The organism is Glycomyces salinus, assembly GCF_016428645.1.
GTDB lineage: Bacteria > Actinomycetota > Actinomycetes > Mycobacteriales > Micromonosporaceae > Glycomyces > Glycomyces salinus.
In genome coordinates this window covers 1-17,076 of sequence record NZ_JAELXW010000048.1, presented here as the reverse complement: position 1 = coordinate 17,076, position 17,076 = coordinate 1, and the positions used below count along the sequence as shown (strand labels likewise).

The 17,076-nt window shown below is 69.1% G+C and carries 19 protein-coding genes and 1 pseudogene; 12 read left to right on the top strand and 8 right to left on the bottom strand.

Going from position 1 to position 17,076, the window contains the following annotated elements; all coding sequences use genetic code 11:
* Positions 1 to 17: 17 nt before the first annotated feature.
* Both JFB92_RS14385 and JFB92_RS14380 read right to left on the bottom strand, forming a co-directional pair.
* Positions 18 to 515: an HAD domain-containing protein gene (locus JFB92_RS14385; protein ID WP_199039981.1), complete on the bottom strand. Its 498-nt coding sequence runs from the start codon at positions 513 to 515 to the stop codon at positions 18 to 20.
* A gap of 226 nt (positions 516 to 741) precedes the next feature.
* Entirely contained in the window at positions 742 to 1,266 is a 525-nt protein-coding gene (locus JFB92_RS14380) for a hypothetical protein (RefSeq protein WP_199039977.1), read from the bottom strand.
* A gap of 235 nt (positions 1,267 to 1,501) precedes the next feature.
* Here JFB92_RS14380 and JFB92_RS14375 point away from each other — a divergent pair, with 235 nt between their 5' ends.
* From JFB92_RS14375 to JFB92_RS14365, 3 genes are all read left to right on the top strand, one after another.
* Positions 1,502 to 2,890: an ATP-binding protein gene (locus tag JFB92_RS14375; protein WP_199039974.1), complete on the top strand. Its 1,389-nt coding sequence runs from the start codon at positions 1,502 to 1,504 to the stop codon at positions 2,888 to 2,890.
* Between the two features lie 426 nt (positions 2,891 to 3,316).
* Positions 3,317 to 4,018, top strand: coding sequence for a hypothetical protein (locus JFB92_RS14370; RefSeq protein WP_199039971.1), 702 nt, complete (start codon positions 3,317 to 3,319; stop codon positions 4,016 to 4,018).
* A gap of 4 nt (positions 4,019 to 4,022) precedes the next feature.
* Positions 4,023 to 4,487, top strand: a complete 465-nt coding sequence (locus JFB92_RS14365; RefSeq protein WP_199039968.1) for a helix-turn-helix domain-containing protein — start codon at positions 4,023 to 4,025, stop codon at positions 4,485 to 4,487.
* 159 nt (positions 4,488 to 4,646) lie between these two features.
* Here JFB92_RS14365 and JFB92_RS14360 read toward each other — a convergent pair whose 3' ends face one another.
* Together JFB92_RS14360 and JFB92_RS14355 are read right to left on the bottom strand one after the other, a co-directional pair.
* Positions 4,647 to 5,441: a GNAT family N-acetyltransferase gene (locus JFB92_RS14360; protein ID WP_199039966.1), complete on the bottom strand. Its 795-nt coding sequence runs from the start codon at positions 5,439 to 5,441 to the stop codon at positions 4,647 to 4,649.
* 280 nt (positions 5,442 to 5,721) lie between these two features.
* On the bottom strand, positions 5,722 to 6,306 hold the full coding sequence (locus JFB92_RS14355) for a TetR/AcrR family transcriptional regulator (RefSeq protein ID WP_199039963.1): 585 nt from the start codon (positions 6,304 to 6,306) through the stop codon (positions 5,722 to 5,724).
* Positions 6,307 to 6,420: 114 nt separating this feature from the next.
* Here JFB92_RS14355 and JFB92_RS14350 point away from each other — a divergent pair, with 114 nt between their 5' ends.
* Entirely contained in the window at positions 6,421 to 6,807 is a 387-nt protein-coding gene (locus JFB92_RS14350; RefSeq protein WP_199039960.1) for a DUF1304 domain-containing protein, read from the top strand.
* A 64-nt stretch (positions 6,808 to 6,871) separates the two neighbouring features.
* Positions 6,872 to 7,885, top strand: a complete 1,014-nt coding sequence (locus JFB92_RS14345; RefSeq protein ID WP_199039957.1) for an NADP-dependent oxidoreductase — start codon at positions 6,872 to 6,874, stop codon at positions 7,883 to 7,885.
* Positions 7,886 to 7,963: 78 nt separating this feature from the next.
* Here the strand turns inward: JFB92_RS14345 and JFB92_RS14340 are convergent, their stop codons facing one another.
* Positions 7,964 to 8,575, bottom strand: a complete 612-nt coding sequence (locus JFB92_RS14340) for a DUF6928 family protein (RefSeq protein WP_199039954.1) — start codon at positions 8,573 to 8,575, stop codon at positions 7,964 to 7,966.
* Positions 8,576 to 8,816: 241 nt separating this feature from the next.
* Here JFB92_RS14340 and JFB92_RS14335 point away from each other — a divergent pair.
* Positions 8,817 to 9,131, top strand: a pseudogene (locus JFB92_RS14335) (winged helix-turn-helix domain-containing protein); the annotation flags it as partial.
* A 36-nt stretch (positions 9,132 to 9,167) separates the two neighbouring features.
* On the opposite strand, the gene bcp reads toward JFB92_RS14335, so the two are convergent.
* Positions 9,168 to 9,641: a thioredoxin-dependent thiol peroxidase gene (gene bcp / locus JFB92_RS14330; protein WP_199039948.1), complete on the bottom strand. Its 474-nt coding sequence runs from the start codon at positions 9,639 to 9,641 to the stop codon at positions 9,168 to 9,170.
* A gap of 178 nt (positions 9,642 to 9,819) precedes the next feature.
* Here bcp and JFB92_RS14325 point away from each other — a divergent pair, with 178 nt between their 5' ends.
* From JFB92_RS14325 to JFB92_RS14310, 4 genes are read left to right on the top strand one after another with little or no spacing between them, the layout of a single operon-like run.
* Positions 9,820 to 10,527 (top strand): energy-coupling factor ABC transporter permease, encoded by a 708-nt coding sequence (locus JFB92_RS14325; protein WP_199039945.1) that lies wholly within the window; start codon positions 9,820 to 9,822, stop codon positions 10,525 to 10,527.
* Entirely contained in the window at positions 10,528 to 10,887 is a 360-nt protein-coding gene (locus JFB92_RS14320; RefSeq protein WP_199039942.1) for a PDGLE domain-containing protein, read from the top strand.
* The gene (gene cbiQ, locus JFB92_RS14315; protein ID WP_199039939.1) at positions 10,884 to 11,645 is read left to right on the top strand and encodes a cobalt ECF transporter T component CbiQ; all 762 of its coding nucleotides are present in this window, start codon (positions 10,884 to 10,886) and stop codon (positions 11,643 to 11,645) included. The genes JFB92_RS14320 and cbiQ overlap by 4 nt, the downstream gene beginning before the upstream one ends.
* Positions 11,624 to 12,391 carry an energy-coupling factor ABC transporter ATP-binding protein gene (locus tag JFB92_RS14310; protein ID WP_199039936.1) on the top strand — a complete coding sequence of 256 codons (768 nt, stop codon included), beginning with the start codon at positions 11,624 to 11,626 and terminating at the stop codon, positions 12,389 to 12,391. The genes cbiQ and JFB92_RS14310 overlap by 22 nt, the downstream gene beginning before the upstream one ends.
* Here JFB92_RS14310 and JFB92_RS14305 read toward each other — a convergent pair.
* On the bottom strand, positions 12,388 to 13,113 hold the full coding sequence (locus JFB92_RS14305; protein ID WP_199039933.1) for a DsbA family protein: 726 nt from the start codon (positions 13,111 to 13,113) through the stop codon (positions 12,388 to 12,390). The genes JFB92_RS14310 and JFB92_RS14305 overlap by 4 nt on opposite strands.
* Before the next feature lie 64 nt (positions 13,114 to 13,177).
* Between JFB92_RS14305 and JFB92_RS14300 the strand changes: the two genes are divergently transcribed.
* Positions 13,178 to 14,833: a copper resistance CopC/CopD family protein gene (locus tag JFB92_RS14300; RefSeq protein ID WP_199039931.1), complete on the top strand. Its 1,656-nt coding sequence runs from the start codon at positions 13,178 to 13,180 to the stop codon at positions 14,831 to 14,833.
* Here JFB92_RS14300 and JFB92_RS14295 read toward each other — a convergent pair.
* The gene (locus JFB92_RS14295) at positions 14,830 to 15,693 is read right to left on the bottom strand and encodes a TatD family hydrolase (protein WP_199039928.1); all 864 of its coding nucleotides are present in this window, start codon (positions 15,691 to 15,693) and stop codon (positions 14,830 to 14,832) included. The two genes, JFB92_RS14300 and JFB92_RS14295, sit on opposite strands and share 4 nt — an antisense overlap.
* Positions 15,694 to 15,823: 130 nt before the next feature.
* On the opposite strand from JFB92_RS14295, the gene JFB92_RS14290 reads away from it, so the two are divergent.
* On the top strand, positions 15,824 to 16,939 hold the full coding sequence (locus JFB92_RS14290; protein ID WP_199039925.1) for a hypothetical protein: 1,116 nt from the start codon (positions 15,824 to 15,826) through the stop codon (positions 16,937 to 16,939).
* The last annotated feature ends 137 nt before the right edge of the window (positions 16,940 to 17,076 follow it).

The following is a 17,076-nucleotide window of genomic DNA, read 5'->3' as shown; positions in this document are numbered from 1 at the left end:
TGCCCACCGCGTCCGTTTCATGTCCCTCGTAGCCAGGAGCCGAGAACTTCGAGATCGTTGTCGGTGAGTCCTTGAGAGGCGTCAACTGGGAGGAGGAAGGCGCGGCCGTGGTAGTTGGCGGCTGCCCACTCGATGTCAGCTTCGGTGATTTCGTCGTCGACCCAGGCGAACGAACGTCCGGCGGCCCATTCCACCAACGCGCGCGTCTTCCAGTGCAGGTTGAACCATTGGTCTTCGAGTTCGCCCTCGGTCGAGGGTTCCGGCCAGTACACCACCGGCAGCGATGGTAGATCCAGCCGAGGAGCCACCTCGGTGTTTGCTTCATCTTCCCAGGTTGAAGCCCAGACCAGTTGGCATGGCAGTACTGCCAGGCGCGGTCCTAGCTGCGGATTGAGTCGTGCGACGTACGAGTTGTTTATGGCATCTTCCGGTACTCGCGGTTTCCGTTGGCCGAACGGGATGAGGGTCCCGTCGACGTCGAGGAACAGCAGCTGTTGCTCGCCGTGATCGATCATGCCGCGGCCAACGTCTGTCGGTCGCTGAGGACTTCGCGCTCAAAGTGGGTTCGGCAGAGGACAGTCGTGGTCGGGTGTCTAGTTGCTCTGACCAAATGCGGACCTGAGCGGACTCGATTCGTATCCGACATGCCTGAGTGCGCATGAACTCCCATCCGGGCCCGGCCGAGGTACCTGGCCATGTGGCCCAGGGCTTTGGTTGTCGAAGTGGATATGGTGTCCCTGGTCAGCCTTTCCACCTCTTTATTACGGCTAGTTGGCGGTTGGGGCAGCGCCAGACTTGTATCCGGAGCTTCTCCATGGTTTCCACGTCATCGTCCGAGAGGTGTCCCGCTCGGGCGGCATTGCGCAGGTTCCAGCGAGAGACGCGGACGCGGACCCATCCTGGTTCGACTGGGATGCGCTGCGCTTCGGGAAAGTAGTCGGTGCAGCCGAGGACCACGAGTCTGCCTGACGCTGCATTGACGCTCGCCTCCACCACGTTGTCGAACTGATCGGCGTCGGGTCCGGGCGCTCGGGTATGGAGTTCGACGGTGACGGCCACATTCACGTTGACCTCTGTACCGATGGCAAGCCCATCGTCTCCGACGGCCATCGAGTCCTGCGTGGCCGTTGCACTCCAAAGATCGCCGAAATCCGCCTCAGAGTGTTCGTCCAGAAGGAGAATCTGGTGATAGTCGGCGAACAGCTCCAGCTGCATCTGCGATGTCAGGCTGGAACGGTCGCTGTCGGAAGCTGAACCGAGGGTCACCCGATCACCGTACCGAGCCGGTTCACAAGTGCTGTGACCTGGAGTGTTGGGTTCAAGGCGGTCGCTAGGTGCACAGAATTGCTCGTCAACCCCGGCAGATCGTCCTGTCGGGCTCGTGGGTATCAGCGTTCGGGTGTGGGGAGTGCGGTCCAGGAGTCCCAGGGTCTGCAAACTGACGCGGATCGTTGGTGATGTCTTACGTCAGTGACGTTCTGCGTCGGTTACGATTCTGGCTATGGCATTCGTGAACCGCCGCAGTGAACTGGCCGAGCTTGAGAACTGGTGGGCCCGGATGCACCCCCGCCCTGCCATGGTCTGGGGGCGCAGGCGGGTCGGCAAGACCGCGCTGGTGCAGCGCTTTGCTTCCGACAAACGTTCGATCTTCCACCTCGGCACCGGGCGCCCTGAACGCGGAGAGGTGGCGCAGCTGTCCCGCAAGGTCCACCAGATCGCGCCCAGCCGAGTCCGGAACCTGGCCGAATCGCCGTTCCAAAGCTGGGAGGAAGCCCTCGAATATCTCGATTCGGCTGCCCGAAAGACGCCGCTGCTGCTGGTCCTCGACGAGTTTCCCGAGATGATGTCCAAATCCCCGGAGCTTCCGGGGATTCTGCGGTCCTTCGTAGATACCACTGGTTCGGAGAGCGGCCTGCGGGTCCTGCTGTGCGGTTCCGCGATGCGCACTATGGAGGCGATCCAGGAGTACCGGGCGCCGCTCTATGGGCGTTTCGACCTCTCGATGCAACTGCACCCGTTCCGCCCGCATGAGGCTGCCGAGATGCTGTCCGACTTGCGCCCGGCCGACCGCGCGCTGGCCTACGGGCTGCTGGGCGGGATGCCGCTCTACCTTTCGTTGTGGGATGCAGGGGCATCAGCACGTGAGAACATATCCAGGCTCGCGTGCCGGCCGACAACCCCAATGCTGGTCGAGGGGGACTACCTCCTCGCGACTGAGACGCGGCACGGTGAGCAGTTGGCCGATGTGCTGCGCGCCATCGCGGAAGGCCGGACCAAGCACCAGGAGATCGCCGACGCCATCGGGGCGGACCCCAGCAGAACGCTTCGGGAACTGCAACGATTGCGACTGATCGAGCGGCTCATGCCCGTGACGGAGACGGAGAGGAGCCGTCGGCGGATCTACCGGATCACCGACAACTTCCTGGCCTTCTACCTGCGGGTACTGGGCCGCTATCGCTCGGAGATCGATCGCGGGCTCGGCGAAACGGTGCTGAACGCCGTCACCGATGGCATCGACGACCATATGGGCCCGGTCTGGGAGGCGGCGTTCAGGGACTACCTGCGCAGACACGCTGCTCAGATCCACGCAGAGACGGTCGCTGTGGGACCGTGGTGGCGCGAAGGGCGCCAAGACGAGATCGACGCGGTGGTGCTGGCGGGGCGATCACGGACCCCTGTCATGGTCGGAGAAGCGAAATGGGCGCGCAAGGTCGACGCCCGACGGCTGCTCCCGAAATTGGCGCAGAAGGCCACCGCGCTCAGAGTAGAAGCCGATACGTTGCGGTTCGCGATCTGCGCGCGGGAGACGGTGGTAGGGGCATCCGAAGGAACGCTCGCGGTGACGGCGGCCGATATCTTCACCCAGGCCGCCGACCCGGCTAGTTCGTGAGACCCTCCAACCCGGCGTTCGCGCTGGACATGATCGCGCATGGCCTTCGTGGTGCGCTTCTCGCCTTCCAGACTTCACGGTCCTCCTCGCGGACGCCAAACAGGGAGACATCGACCGGTAGCGGACTTCGCCAGGCGTTCCTCCGGGTCGTCGCCGGTATCCTGGAGCCCGCGACTGATCTCAGACGCGACCGGCGCCTCGCGGGCGGCCGGGGCCGCCGAAAGGGCCGTCAGGCGCGAAGCCAGGGCAGTGGCCCGGGGTGATGGGTTCAGGTAGGCGATCGCTAGGTGCACAGGTTTTCGTATCAGGACCCGGCAGGTGACTGCCGGGTTTCGTGTTGTGTCGGCGGGTCGTCACGGATACCCGTAACACCTCCGCTCGCGGCTTGCCGCCTTGCTTGATTATCAGAAGTGATAATATTGGTTTATGGATGGGCTCGGGCACGCTTATAACGAAGCCAGCGCAGATCTGCGGGCGGTGTTGGACTCGGCCGCTAGGTTGCAGGAGCTGGTTCCGGACGCGGTCCTGGTCGGTGGCTCCGCTGCTGCGCTCTATGCCGGGCATCGGGATTCCTACGACCACGACCATGTGGTGGCCGATCTCCGCGACCGGTTCGATGTCGTGCTCGAGGCGCTCGAGTCCGAAGGGGAGTGGGTCACCAATCGGGTGCGTCCGGGCAAGATCATCCTCGGCAGTCTTGGTGACATCGAGACCGGTGTGCGGCAACTGATCCGCAGTCGGCCATTGGAGACCGCCGAGATCGAGTTGGATGATGGCCGCGTGCTTCGGGTGCCCACGCCCGCGGAGACCTTGCGGGTGAAGGCGTTCTTGATCGTGCGGCGGAACCAGACTCGGGATTATCTCGACGTCGCGGCCTTGAGTGATCGCTACGGCCTCGAGTGCGCGGCGGCCGTGCTGTCCGGAATCGACGAGTACTACGCCGATCAGGGCAGCGAGGAGGAAGGGGTCCGTTCGCAACTGATCCGGCAGCTCAGTGAGCCGCGTCCGGCGGACTTCGCGGTCACTGCCGAGCTCGGCGCCTATCGGAATCTGAGCGAACGGTGGACCGACTGGTCGGACGTGGTCGCCGCCTGTGGGGCGCTGGCCGAGCAGATCGCAAGAGGTTGATTCGATGGCATTGCGGTTTCGCAATCTGAACGTCTCTCCAGACGACCCGGTGGAGTGGTGGCCGGTCGAGGCGGTCCAGACCGCGCTGGAGCGCGGCTCGGTACGGGACTGGCGGCGGCTGATCGAGGTCATCGACCGCGATCCCTGGGGCAAGACCGCCCGCCAAGTCGAGCACGTTCTGACCTACAGCCGCCCCTACGGCGTCGCGAACCTGATGGAGCGGGTGCTCCAGAGCGCCCGTACAGGGGCCGAACGCGCCGAGCGTGAAGTCGTGGCCGGGAGGATCACGCAGGCCATCGTCGACTCGGGACTGACACGCGCCGAGTTCGCCTCGCGTATCGGGACCTCGGTCTCCCGCCTGTCGACCTATGCCACCGGCAAGGTCGTGCCTTCGGCCGCGCTCATGGTGCGCATCGAACGAGTCGCCGCAGAGACAGTTCGTCAGAAAGTCGCGAAACCAGCGCCGTGAACAGGGGTGATGGGTTCAGATAGGCGGTCGCCAGGTGCACAGAACAAAGTCCCAGTGGGTGCCTCTTGAGTCTTGTAGGTGCCTGTGGCCTCTGGCAGGTGCCGCCGGAGAGCCGGGCAGCCCTTGGGGACCCTATGGCTCGTCGAAGATTTCAGCACCCTACGTGATGACCGGCCGGAAATAGCTGCGTTGGACCGCGACTGGGCGGAAGCCGAACTTGCGGTACAGGTGCTTCGGGGTGTCGTCGGTCTCGGCACCGATCAGGATCGAGTCCGCGCTTCGGCCGCGGGCGTGAGCGACGGCGTGGCGCAGCATCTGTGTGGCGACCCCGGTTCCCCGGGCATCGGGATGGACGAACACGTCCTCGATGATGCCGATGCCGTTGTCGCCGACCCACACCGCGATCGTCCCGATGACTGCGCGCTCCCGTTCGGCCAGTAGGTAGTTCACCTGCGGGCCGAGGGAGCGACGGAGCGCGATCGCGGCGTGCGTCTGTTCGGGTGGTCGCGGGGGCGCCCCGTGGCGGTCGTCCTCTTCGAGATGGTCGATGCGGAACAGTCGCTCGATCTCCCGCCAGCCTTCCTCGTCGTCGACCGAGCGTATGTCGAGGCCCTGCGGTTCGGGAACGGACATGGCAGCCGGCAGTTCGAGCAGGAGGAGCGACTCGGGTGCCCAGTCGTTCAGGGCTAGGATCGCTTCGACCGCGCGAGGGGTCTCAGCGTCGATGACCATGCGCGCTGGCAAGGGCGGTGCCTCCGGTCGGCGGGCGACGATGTCGTTCGCGGCAGAGACGTCGTGGACTCTGCGTATGAAGTCGCCGAGCGGGTGGCCCGGCGCTGCCGGGTGACGCACGACCTCGTATCCGTCGTGGGCGGTCACCTTCGCGCCGAGCGACCAGAAGTCCGTTACGGCGGCTTCGATCAGCGCTTGAGAGGCGGCGACACGATTGCTCATGAGCACCATGGTAATCCCGGCAAGGCCGTGCCCTCCGCTGCCCTCACAGTGCGCATCGAGCGAGTCGCCGCAGCGGCGGCTCGCCAGAAAGCCGTGCGGCCTGGGCCCTGCCCTGGGAGGATGGGTTTCGTGTGCAGGACCTCGTATCCGGACCCGATGGTCAGCTCGTCGGGTCCGCTTCATTTTCTCGTAGCGGTGGCGACGCCGGAGACAGGCCGTCGCCGAGCAGGTGGAGGCGTTCGCCCGCCGGCGGTGTGGAGCGTTGGCGGGGCCGTGTTGGTCATTCGGCGGCGGTTATCAGGTTGAGGGCCGTGTCCAGGCTGTTCAGGGCGCTGGGGTTGTCTACTCGGGTCAGGGCGAAGGCCGAGACTACGAGGCCGGTGCAGGTGTCCGCGAGCCGGTTCCGTCGGTCGGTCGGGGGGCCCGGGAGGTGGGCGCGGAGGCCGGCGGTGATGGCGCGGTGCAGTTCGGCGCGGTAGTCGGCGACGGTCTCGCGGACGGTCTCGTCGTGGGCGATGGGCGCGCCCGCGGTGTTGATGAGCAGGCACCCGTTCTCGGACGCGAAGGAGCCCGCCCGCTCCAGCGCACTGTGCAGGCCGCGCAGATAGTCGAGGATCGCGCCGGGCTCGACCCGTTCGGCGGTGAGGGGCCGCAGCCGCGGGCGGACGACCTCGTCGAGATAGCTTTCCACGGCGGCGTCGAACAGCCCTCGCTTGCTGCCGAATGCGTGGTAGATGCTCGACCGGCGCAGCCCGGTGGCGGCCTCCAGCGCGGGGATCGAGGCGTCCTCGTATCCGTGCTCCCAGAACACCGCGCGGGCGGCGCGGACGACTTCAGCGGTGTCGAACGTCTGCATTCGTCCCATTGCCGAGCCCTCCATTTTGCGAAACGATCGTTCCAGTATATAGTTCTGGAACGATCGTTTCAATAAAGTCGGTGTCGCGGGGGCCGACCCCCGCTCGGCTGGGAAGAGGATTCCATGGTCATCGCAGGTCTCGTGCTCGTTGGGGCGGCCGCGCTCGTGCACGTCTTCATCTTCTATCTGGAGTCGTTCGCCTGGACGAGCGAGCGGGCGCGCTCGACGTTCGGCACCACCGTCGCCGAAGCCGAGGCGACCGCGAGCCTGGCGTTCAACCAGGGCTTCTACAACCTGTTCCTCGCCGTCGTCGCCGCCGTCGGCATCGGGGCCACCGCCGCGGGCCAGACCGCGGTGGGGGCGGCGCTCGTGTTCGCCGGCGCCGGTTCGATGGCCGCCGCGGCGATCGTCCTCGGCCTGTCCGACCCGACCAGGCGCCGCGCGGCCCTCAAGCAGGGGCTGATTCCGCTGCTGGGCGTGATCGCGCTCGCCATCGGCCTGGCGCTGTAGGCCGCACCGCCGTCCATCCACACATCAACGGGGCCCACGGGGCCCGAAGAGGAGCACAGTCAGCATGTCGCAAGCAGTCAGCACGCAGATCCAGCTCGTCCGCCGTCCGCACGGCTGGCCCACCCACGAGGACTTCCGGATCGAGAAGGTCGCCTACGACGAGCTCGAGCCGGGCCAGGTGCGGGTCGCCAACGAGTTCATCTCGGTCGACCCGTACATGCGCGGGCGGATGAACGACGTCAAAAGCTACGTGGCGCCCTTCGCGCTCGGGGAGACGATGACCGGCGGAGCAGTCGGACGGGTGGTGGAGTCCGCTTCCGACGAGCTGCCGGTCGGCAGCGTCGTGCTGCACCAGCACGGCTGGCGCGACCTCGTCCAGGAGGACGCCGCCACGTTCCGCGTCGTGCCGGAACTGCCCGGCGCGCCGCTGTCGCTGTACCTGGGGATCCTCGGCATGACCGGTCTGACCGGCTACGTGGGCCTGACCGCGATCGCCGGCCTGCGGAGCGGCGAGACGGTCTTCGTCTCCGGCGCCGCCGGAGCCGTGGGGACCGCCGCGGGCCAGATCGCGAAGCTGCTCGGCGCCGAACGCGTCATCGGCTCGGCGGGCTCCGCCGAGAAGGTGGCGCTGCTGACCGACAAGTACGGCTACGACGCGGCGTTCAACTACAAGGACGCGCCCGTGCGCGAGCAGCTCCCGGCGCTCGCCCCCGACGGGCTGGACGTCTTCTTCGACAACGTCGGGGGCGACCACCTCGAGGCCGCGCTCGACGTCATGAACGACGGCGGCCGCATCGCCCTGTGCGGAGCTATCGCCGTCTACAACGCCACCGAGAAGGCCCCGGGGCCGGACAACCTCGCCAACGTCATCACTCGGAGTCTCCGCCTCCAGGGATTCACCCTCGGCGGCTACCTCCACCTCGCGCCGGAGTTCAACCAGCGAATGACCGAGTGGTTCACCGCCGGGAAGATCGCCTACGACGAGACCGTCGTCGACGGCATCGACCACGCCGTCGACGCCTTCCTCGACATGATGCGCGGGGCGAACACCGGCAAGATGGTCGTCCGCACCGCATAGGCGGGACGCGGCGTCCATCGCGGCGCGCACGGAACCAGGACCGTGGCGATCTTCTGATGCCGGGCCGGCCGCTTCGGTTCAATCCGCCGGGCGGAATGCGGGGATCGCGTACCGGTGCGGGTCGATCTCGTATTCAGGCGGGAATCCCTCGATGCCGAAACCGAAGAACGCCAGCAGTGCCGCCTCGCCGAACTCGAGCGGGTGGAACGGCAGCGGGTATCCGTCCTCCATCGCGCGGTCGCCGCTCCAGAACGGCGTCTCGAACTGGCAGCGATCGCCCAGGTCCTCCATGACGCCGGGATCGGAAGCGAGACTGATGGAGCGGCGCACCCGGCCGTCCTCCCAGATCGCGAAGGCGCCGTAGTCGATCACGCTGTGCATGAACACGCCGCAGGCGCCGCCGCTCGGTGAGACCGCATTGATCCACTCGGTGATCTCGCTCGGCCGGTCCGGGCCGATCTCCCGGTAGCCGATCAGCGCGAAGTCGTCGTAGGCGGCCGCGCAGATCGTTCCCGGCTCGGGCCAGAGGCCGTCTTCACCGAGAACCCGGGTGCCGGCGTTCGCGACGTAGTCGCCGAGCACGGTGTCGGCGAGTGCGGCCGAACGCTCCTCGTCAGGCGCGGGCGCCGCCTTGAGGGCGTCCACGGGGAGCCCCTCACCCAGGTAGACCAGCCCGGCTTTCGCTCCCACAGTAGACCCTCCTGGATTCGCCCGAGTATCTCCGGAAACGATAGCGGGACCCTGCGACAGCGTCACGATTCGGAGAGGACGGCCGATGCGCTGACCGCCGCCCGGCGGCGATTCTCAAGGTTTCCTGATGTTCCTCCCAGAGCGGTCTCGGCCGTGCTCGATACTCCTGAGGGGACCTCAAGGAGGACCTCCGGTGAACGAATCGCCCGAAGCCGCAGACCGCGTCCCGGCCGTCGGCGACGACGAGTCGGTGCTGCGCTACGCCGACCTCGAACTCGACGAGTCCGTGCACGAGGTGCGCCGGGCCGGCAAGCCGATCAGCCTCTCGCCCACCGAGTTCAAGCTGCTGCGCTACCTGATGGTGAACGCCGGGAAGGTCGTCAGCAAGGACCAGATCCTCGACCGCGTCTGGAACTACGACTTCGGCGGCAACGGGCGGATCGTGGAGTCCTATGTGTACTATCTGCGGCGGAAGGTCGACGTGATCGAACCGCCGCTGATCCAGACCGTCCGCGGCTTCGGCTACTCCCTCCGGGCGCCCCGATCGGCGACGTGAGGACGCGGCGCCCGCGGCTTCGGACCGTCCGGTGGATCAGTCCTCTAGGCCGAGCTGCTTCTTCAGCCGGGCGACGTGGCCGGTGGCCTTGACGTTGTACTGAGCGAGGGCGATCTTGCCCTCCTCGTCGATCACGAACGTCGAACGGATCACGCCCAGGACGGTGCGCCCGTAGTTCTTCTTCTCGCCCCACGCCCCGTACTCCTCGAGCACTTTGTGCTCGGGGTCGGACAGCAGCGGGAAGGTCAGGCCGTCGCGGTCGACGAACTTGGCCAGCGCCTCCGGCTCGTCCGGGCTGATCCCCAGCACCGCGTACCCCGCGGCCTGGAGCGAGGCCAGGCTGTCGCGGAAGTCGCAGGCCTCCTTTGTGCAGCCGGGCGTCATCGCCCGCGGATAGGCGTAGAGGATGACCTTGCGCCCTTGCAGGCTCGACAGGGTCACCGGGTCGCCGTTGTCGCTCGCCAGCGTGAAGTCAGGTGCCGCGTCACCAGGCTCAAGTCTCACGTTCACAGATCAAGACACTACCCTCTGTCCCTGACAATCGCCTGTGAGCTCGCTTGGCAGATCCTGCGCGGCCGCGGGTGGACAAGCACCGGGTTGCTCTTGCAAAATAATTGCAATAGCCCAATGGCGGGCCCGCCCATCCGGCGCGCCGCGCCGACCGCCACCCTGGGGAAAGGCATCTCCCGTGTCCGATCAAGCGCTCCATATTCCCAACGGGATCATCGGCATCCCGACCTCGCTGGTGTTCGCTCTCATCGCCGCCCTCATCGTCGGCGCCTGCATCGTCGCCGCTCGCCGGGGCCTCGACGACCGGCTCGTCCCGCTCGCAGGGCTCGCCACCGCGTTCATCTTCGCCGCCCAGATGCTCAACTTCCCGGTCGCCGCGGGCGTCTCGGGGCACCTCCTCGGCGGCGCGCTCGCCGCCGCGCTCCTCGGCCCGGCCCTCGGTGTGCTATGTGTCACCGTCGTGATCGCCGTCCAGGCCCTCCTGTTCGCCGACGGGGGCGTCACCGCCCTGGGCCTGAACGTGATCAACATGGCCGTCATCTCGACCTTCGTCGCCTGGGCCGTGATCGTCCTGGCCCTCAAGGTCCTCCCGTCCACCCGGTTCGGGGTCACCGTCGCCGTCTTCGCCGGCTCGGTCGTCAGCGTCGTGGCCGCCTCGGCCGGATTCCTGGTCCAGTTCGCCATCGGCGGCGAGCCGATCGGCCAGTCCCTCGGCTCGGTCACCGCCGCGATCCTCGGCACCCACGTCCTCATCGGCATCGGCGAGGGCGTCATCACCGCGGCCGCCGTCACCGCCGTCGCACTCACCCGCCCCGACCTGGTCCGCGCCCTGCGCGGCGCCAGGATCGCCGACCCGGAGTCCCGACTCGCCGAGGAGCGCGCCTAGATGCAGACCCCCACGATCAAGACCTCCAGGTTCATCATCGCCGGCGTCATCGTCGCCCTCCTCATGGCCGGAGGCGTCGCCCTGTTCGCCTCCTCCTCGCCGGACGGACTCGAGTCGGTCATGCTCGAAGGCTGCACCACCACCGAAGAAGGCGACATCGACGGCGACTGCGTCGCCCAGCAGGCCGGCGAGCACGAGATCGGCGGACCGCTGGCCGACTACGGGCTGTCCTTCGTCGACAACGCATCGGTCGGCGGCTCGCTGGCCGGGATCTTCGGAGTCCTGCTCGTCCTCGCCCTCGCCACCGGGCTGTTCTGGCTGCTGGCCAGGGGCAGGCGGGGCCGGAGCGAAGGCGCATGAGCGGCGGTGACGGGCTCTACCTGCCGGGGGCGAGCCCGATCCACCGGCTCGCCCCGCAGGCCAAACTCGTCGCCCTGGTCGCCTTCACGTTCGCCGTCGTGGCCACCGAACGCGAGGCGGTCTGGGCCTTCGGCGTCTACGCGGCCGTCCTGCTCGCCCTGTTCGCCCTCGCCCGCGTGCCCGCGCTCTGGGTGGCCTCCCGCAGCCTGATCGAAGCCCCGTTCCTGCTGCTGGCCGTCGCCTTCCCGTTCCTGGCCGGCGGCCAGACCGTCTCATGGGGGCCGCTGGAGCTGTCGCTCGACGGCCTGTGGGCCGGTTGGAACCTCGTCGCCAAGGCCACCCTCGGGGTGTGGGCCGCGCTCCTGCTGGCCGCCACCACCCCCGTGGCCGACCTGCTCGCCGGGCTCTCGCGCCTGCGCTGCCCCGAGATCCTGCTCCAGATCACCGCGTTCGCGATCCGGTACGCGCACCTGACGGCCGCCGAGGTCGCCCAGATGCGGCGGGCGCGGCTCGCCCGCTGCGACGATCCCCGCTTCCTGTGGCAGGCCGGTGCCCTGGCCCGGAGCCTGGGCACTGTCTTCATCCGCTCGTACGAACGCGGCGAACGGGTCTGGCAGGCCATGGCAGCCCGGGGCTACATCGGGCGCCTGCCGATCGAGGTCAGCCCCAGGAGCGCGAGCCTGAGCCAGTGGGGCGCGGCCATGGCCGCGCCGGCGCTGGCCGCGGGCCTGGCCGCATGGACGGCGGTGGGGGCGTGACCGCACTGAAGGTGGCGGGCCTGCGCCACGACTACCCCGACGGCCACCGCGCCCTCGACGGCGTGGACATCGATGTCCAGTCGGGGGAGCGGGTCGCGATCCTCGGACCCAACGGCGCCGGCAAGACCACGCTGATGCTGCACCTGGCCGGACTCCTGGAGGCGTCCGAGGGCACCGTCGACGTCGGCGACCTGACCGTGGAGAAGAAGAACCTGCCCGAGATCCGCCGCCGCGTCGGCATCGTCTTCCAGAGCCCCGACGACCAGCTGTTCATGCCGACCGTCGCCGACGACGTCGGCTTCGGCCCGGCCAACCTCGGCCTCAAGGGCGCCGAACTGCGCGAACGAGTCGACGCGGCCCTGGCCGACGTCGGCCTGAGCGACCTGGCCGGGCGACCCCCGCACCACCTCTCGGTCGGGCAGCAGCGGCGCGCCGCCCTCGCCGGGGTGCTGGCGATGCGCCCGGACATCGTCGTCCTCGACGAACCGAGCGCCAACCTCGACCCGGCCAGCAGGCGCGAACTGGCCGCGATCCTGCGTCGCACCGCCCCGACCCTGCTGCTGGTCACCCACGACCTGCCGTACGCGCTGCAACTGTGCGAACGGGCCGTGGTCCTCGACGGCGGCCGGATCGTCGCCGACGGCCCGACCGCAGACCTGCTGGCCGATGCCGCCCTGCTGGAGCGGCACCGGCTGGAGCTGCCGTTCGGCTTCAGCCTCGAAGCCGCACTGGCCGCGCTCGGCTAAGCGGCCGACTCGATCGCGGCGTTGACCTCGTCGGCGAAGGCCGCGTTGTCGACGACCTCGCCGTCGACCTTGGCCGTCGGCGTGCCCTCCACGCCCTGGTCGCCGGTGGCGCTGTCGGTGCCCTCCTGCGCCCAGCCCCGGTAGGTCTCATCGTCCACGCACCGCTCCCAGTCGGAGCCGAGCCCCAGATCGGAGCCGATGTCCTTGAGCTGGGCGTCGGTCAGGCCCGTGGTGTTCTCCGCCGGCTGGCTCTCGTACAGCGCCAGTGCGTAGTCGAGGAAGTCCTGCTCGCCGACGTCGGCCGCGCACACCGCCGCCGCGGCCGCCCGGGTCGAGTACTCGGTGCCCTGGCTGAGCCGGTCCAGGATGGTGATGGGGTGGTAGTCGAGCGTGATCGAGCCGTCGTCGACCCAGCCCTGGATGTCCGCGGAGTAGGCCGCCTCGAACTGCTTGCACGCCGGGCACATGAAGTCGACGTAGAGGTCGACCACGACCGGCCCGTCTCCGACCCGCACCGCGAAGTCCTCGGTGGTGGACGCCTCCGGGGCCTGCACCTCGCGCTCGGTGTCGCGGTTGATCCAGATGCCCACCGCCAGGAGCCCTCCGATGAGGACCACGGCCGACGCGATGGCCGTCCCGAACACGATCTTGCGGCGCCTGGTCTCGGCCGCCTGCTGCCTGCGCAGGGCCTCGGCGGCCTGCTTGCGCTCAGACTTACCCATCTCGCTCAATGCCTCTTTCAACCGTCGTTCGTTCGCGAGGCGGACTCCAGTAGTCTCGGCCGGGATGTCACGTCGATTCCACGCCCGCCTCGCCTGCGCCTCACTCGCGGCGGCGACGGTGGGCGCCCTCTGGGCCTCGGGGGCTTGGGCGCACGCCCTCGCCACGGGGACCGAACCCGCCGCCGACGAAGTCCTCGACACCCCTCCGGCCGAGGTCGTCATCCAGTTCAACGAGCCAGTCGAGCCGGTGGACGCGGCCACCGGGGTTGTGGCTCCCAATGGTGACCGAGTAGACACCGACATCACCGAGGGTGAGGACTCCTCGGTCATGGTCATCGCGATCGACGCCGACCAGGAAGGCACCTACCTGGTCGGATACCGCGTCGTATCCGACGACGGCCACCCGGTCTCGGGCAACTTCGACTTCTCGGTCGGCGCAGAGACCGAGCCCCCCGGCGCCGAGGCGCTCGTGGCAGAGACCGACCCGCTCGTCCAGGGGCTCCTCTACACCAACCGGGGCATCGGCTACGCCGGGCTCGCGCTGGCCCTCGGCGGCGGCGTCCTCATGGCCGCCGGCCTGGGAACCGGCAGTCCCGCGAGCGGGGGCGCGCCCGCCCGGATGATCGCTGCCCGACTGGTCGGCGCCGGACTCAGCGCCGTCGCCGTCACCGCCGTGACCGGCATCGTCCTCCAAGCCGCCTACGAGGTCGGCACGTCACTGAGCGGGCTCGACAGCACGTCTCTCCAGGTGGTCATGGAGTCCAACACCGGCCTGGCCGGGCTGCTACGGCTGCTGCTGGTCCTCCTGGCGCTGCCCCTGCTGCGGACCCTGGTCGTCACCGACCGCCCCGGCGCCCCCGCGCTGGCCGGGCTGGGCGCGACCGCGCTGGCGCTCTGCGCGACCTGGCCGCTGGCCGGTCACCCGATGGCCACCGAGCCCGTGCCGGTCGCCTTCGCCGCCGACGGCGTCCACCTCGCCGCCGCGCTCACCTGGATCGGCGGGCTCGCGGTGCTGCTGGTGCTGGTGTCCAAACGCGACATCGACATTCCCGAGCCGACGCGCCGCAACTGGATGGGCCTGGTCCCGTGGCTGGTCGGTTGCGCCGTCGTCGCCGGTATCGCCAGCGCCCTGCTGCACATCGACTCGATCGCCGCGCTCACCGACACCGACTACGGCCGCCTGGTCGCGCTCAAGGCAGGCCTGCTGATCGTCATCGTCGTCGTGGGGCTGTTCACCCGCAAGGCGATCGTGCGCGACGGCGATGGCGGCAGGCGCGCCCTGCGGCGACTGGTCGGCGTCGAGGTGGCACTGGCCGCGGCCGTCCTGGCGGCGGTCGTGGTGCTGGTGCAGGCGATCCCGGCCAAGACCGCGCTGCTGGAGACCGACGCGGCCGAGGCCGCCTCCACCGAGGTCTCGGTGTGGGCCAACACGGACCTGTACTCGGCGCAGCTGGTGCTCGAACCGGGCCGCCCGGGGCCGAACTCGGTGCGCGTCCTCGTCTCCGACCTCGACGGCGAGCCGTTCGAGGCCACCGAGTGGGAGGCGACCTGGGGCCTGGAGGACGCCGAGCCCGAGTCCCTGCGGCTGATCGAGCTGCGCACCGGCATCCTCGGCGGCGAAGTGAGCCTGCCCGAGGCCGGCCGGTACCTGTTCACCTTCACCCTCACCGACACCGAGGGGAACAGCGAGACCGCCGAAACGGCCGTGGACGTCACCTAGTCCTGCCAGGACTCGAAGGCTCGCCGGGCGTTCTCGGACAGCTGGAGGCAGAACTTCTCCAGGTCCCGGTCGAGGTGGGCCGCCAGGAAGCGGGCGGTGTAGCTCGTCAGCGCCGGGTGGTTGGCGTGCCCGCGCACCGGAACCGGGGCCATGAACGGCGCGTCGGTCTCGACCAGCAGCAGCTCGGCCGGGGCGACCGAGGCGGCCCCGCGCAGCCGCTCGGCGTTCTTGAATGTGACGTTCCCGGCGAAGCTCATGTAGAACCCGCGCCGCGCGCATTCGGTCGCGAACGCGAAGTCGCCCGAGAAGCAGTGCATCACCACCCGCTCGGGGGCGCCTTCCTGGTCGAGGATGGACAGGACGTCCTCGTGGGCGTCCCGGTCGTGGATGGCCAGGGCCTTCCCGTGCCGCTTGGCGAACTCGATGTGGGCCCGGAACGACCGCCGCTGGGCGTCCCTGCCGGGCTCGTCGGTGCGGAAGTAGTCCAGTCCGGTCTCGCCGAGCGCGGCCACGCGCGGACGCGCGGCCAAGACGTCGATCTCGGCCAGGGCCGAGTCCAGGTCGTCCAGCAGCGGGGCCTCGTTGGGGTGGAGCGCGGCCGCGGCCAGCACGCGTCCGTCGGTCTCGGCCAGCTCGGCGGCCCACCGGGACGAGGTCACGTCCGTGCCGACCTCCACCATCGTGCCGACGCCGACCGCCTCGGCGCCGTCGATCAACTCCCGGATAACGTTGTCTGTAGGTGCGGGGACGGGCCTGGCGTCCTCGCCGTATCCGGCGGTGACGATGTCCAGATGGGTGTGCGTGTCGGTGATCGGCGCCGGAAGCGGCTCCGGCAGCGGGGCTGGTCCTTTTCGGTTCACATTCCTACGATGCCACGGGCCGAGAGTGTCCGTAACACCGTATTCACGTGAGCGTCACATGCATCTGACACGAAAGTCCTAGTTTGACGCTGAGCGTATACCGGCCGTGGACACACGAATCGAGTCGTCTATGACACGTGACCTCGCGTCCCGTCGCAACCGAGCCGCGGCACTCCAGCAGCGCCGTCCGGCACCCCCGACCACCCCCGACCCGCCCGCGCTGGTCACCGTCGAGTGGCGCGGCGAGAAGTACCAGGCCGCGCCCATCGCCGACGGTGCCGCCTGGGAGCTGTTCTCCGCGCTGCCGCGCCCCGACTTCCTGGTCAATCCCCGCCCGGGAACCCAGTTCCCGCACCGGAGCTTCGTGCCCGCCGCCGAGGTGCTGCGCGAGGGCGTGCCGGTGAGTGCGACCGACGAGCGCTCCCTGACCGTCCCCCTCGCCCCCGGCCTGGACCTGGAGTACGTCCGGCGCCTGACCCAGACCCCGCACCTCGAACCGGCCGCCCGGCTGCTGCTGGAGCGGGTGCGCGCCTCCTCCGCGCCGGAGGCCGGGGAGGCGATGGAGCGGCCCCTGACCGCCGTCCAGGCCGCCAAGATATTCGAGACCGCGGCCGTGCCCGGCGGTTTCTGCTACCGGCGCAGGGACATCGCCCACCTGCGCACCCCGACCGCCCGCAGCGTCCTCGGCGGCGAGACCGAGCCGGGCGAGCCGTGGGTGTTCGCGCTGCGCTGGCCGCTGGCCGATCCGGGCGACTGCGAGGCCCCGATCGCCCCCGACTACGAGGGCCTGGTGTCGATGCCGTCCTCGGACCGGCGCGGCATGCCAGTGCTCGGCACCGGGTTCGCCCTCTCGTCCGGCCACCTGCTTCCCGAGTACGTCACCGCCGACCTGGTCGACCTGCCGCTGCCCGAGGGCGCCCAGATCCTGGCCTACATCCCCGACGGCACCGAGATCGAGCTGTTCTCGTACTCGTCGGGGGTCTGGATTCCGCTGACGGCCGAGCGCCGCGTCCAGATCCCCGGCGTCGAACTCGGCCGCGAAGTGCGGGTGCGGAGGGTGCTGCGCGAGTCGGCCCACGTGACGTGGAACGGCGTCTCGGGGTCCATGGTCGACACCGACGAGGAGTGGGGGCGCTTCCGGCTCGCCCGCCCCAGCTCGGACATCCTGGCGCGGACGGCCGCCGAGCCGGTGCGCCGCGGCGTCTACGAGAAGTGGATCGCCCGCGGCGAACTGGCCGCGAGCTGAACGATCGGAAGCGGCCCGGCGCCCTCGGGCGCCGGGCCGCTTCCGGTCCGGTCTAGGGAGCGTCCAGCCGCTCGATCTCCTCGTCGACGATCGACGGGTCGAGCTTGGCGAACACCGGCGTCGGCTTCTCCAGCGGC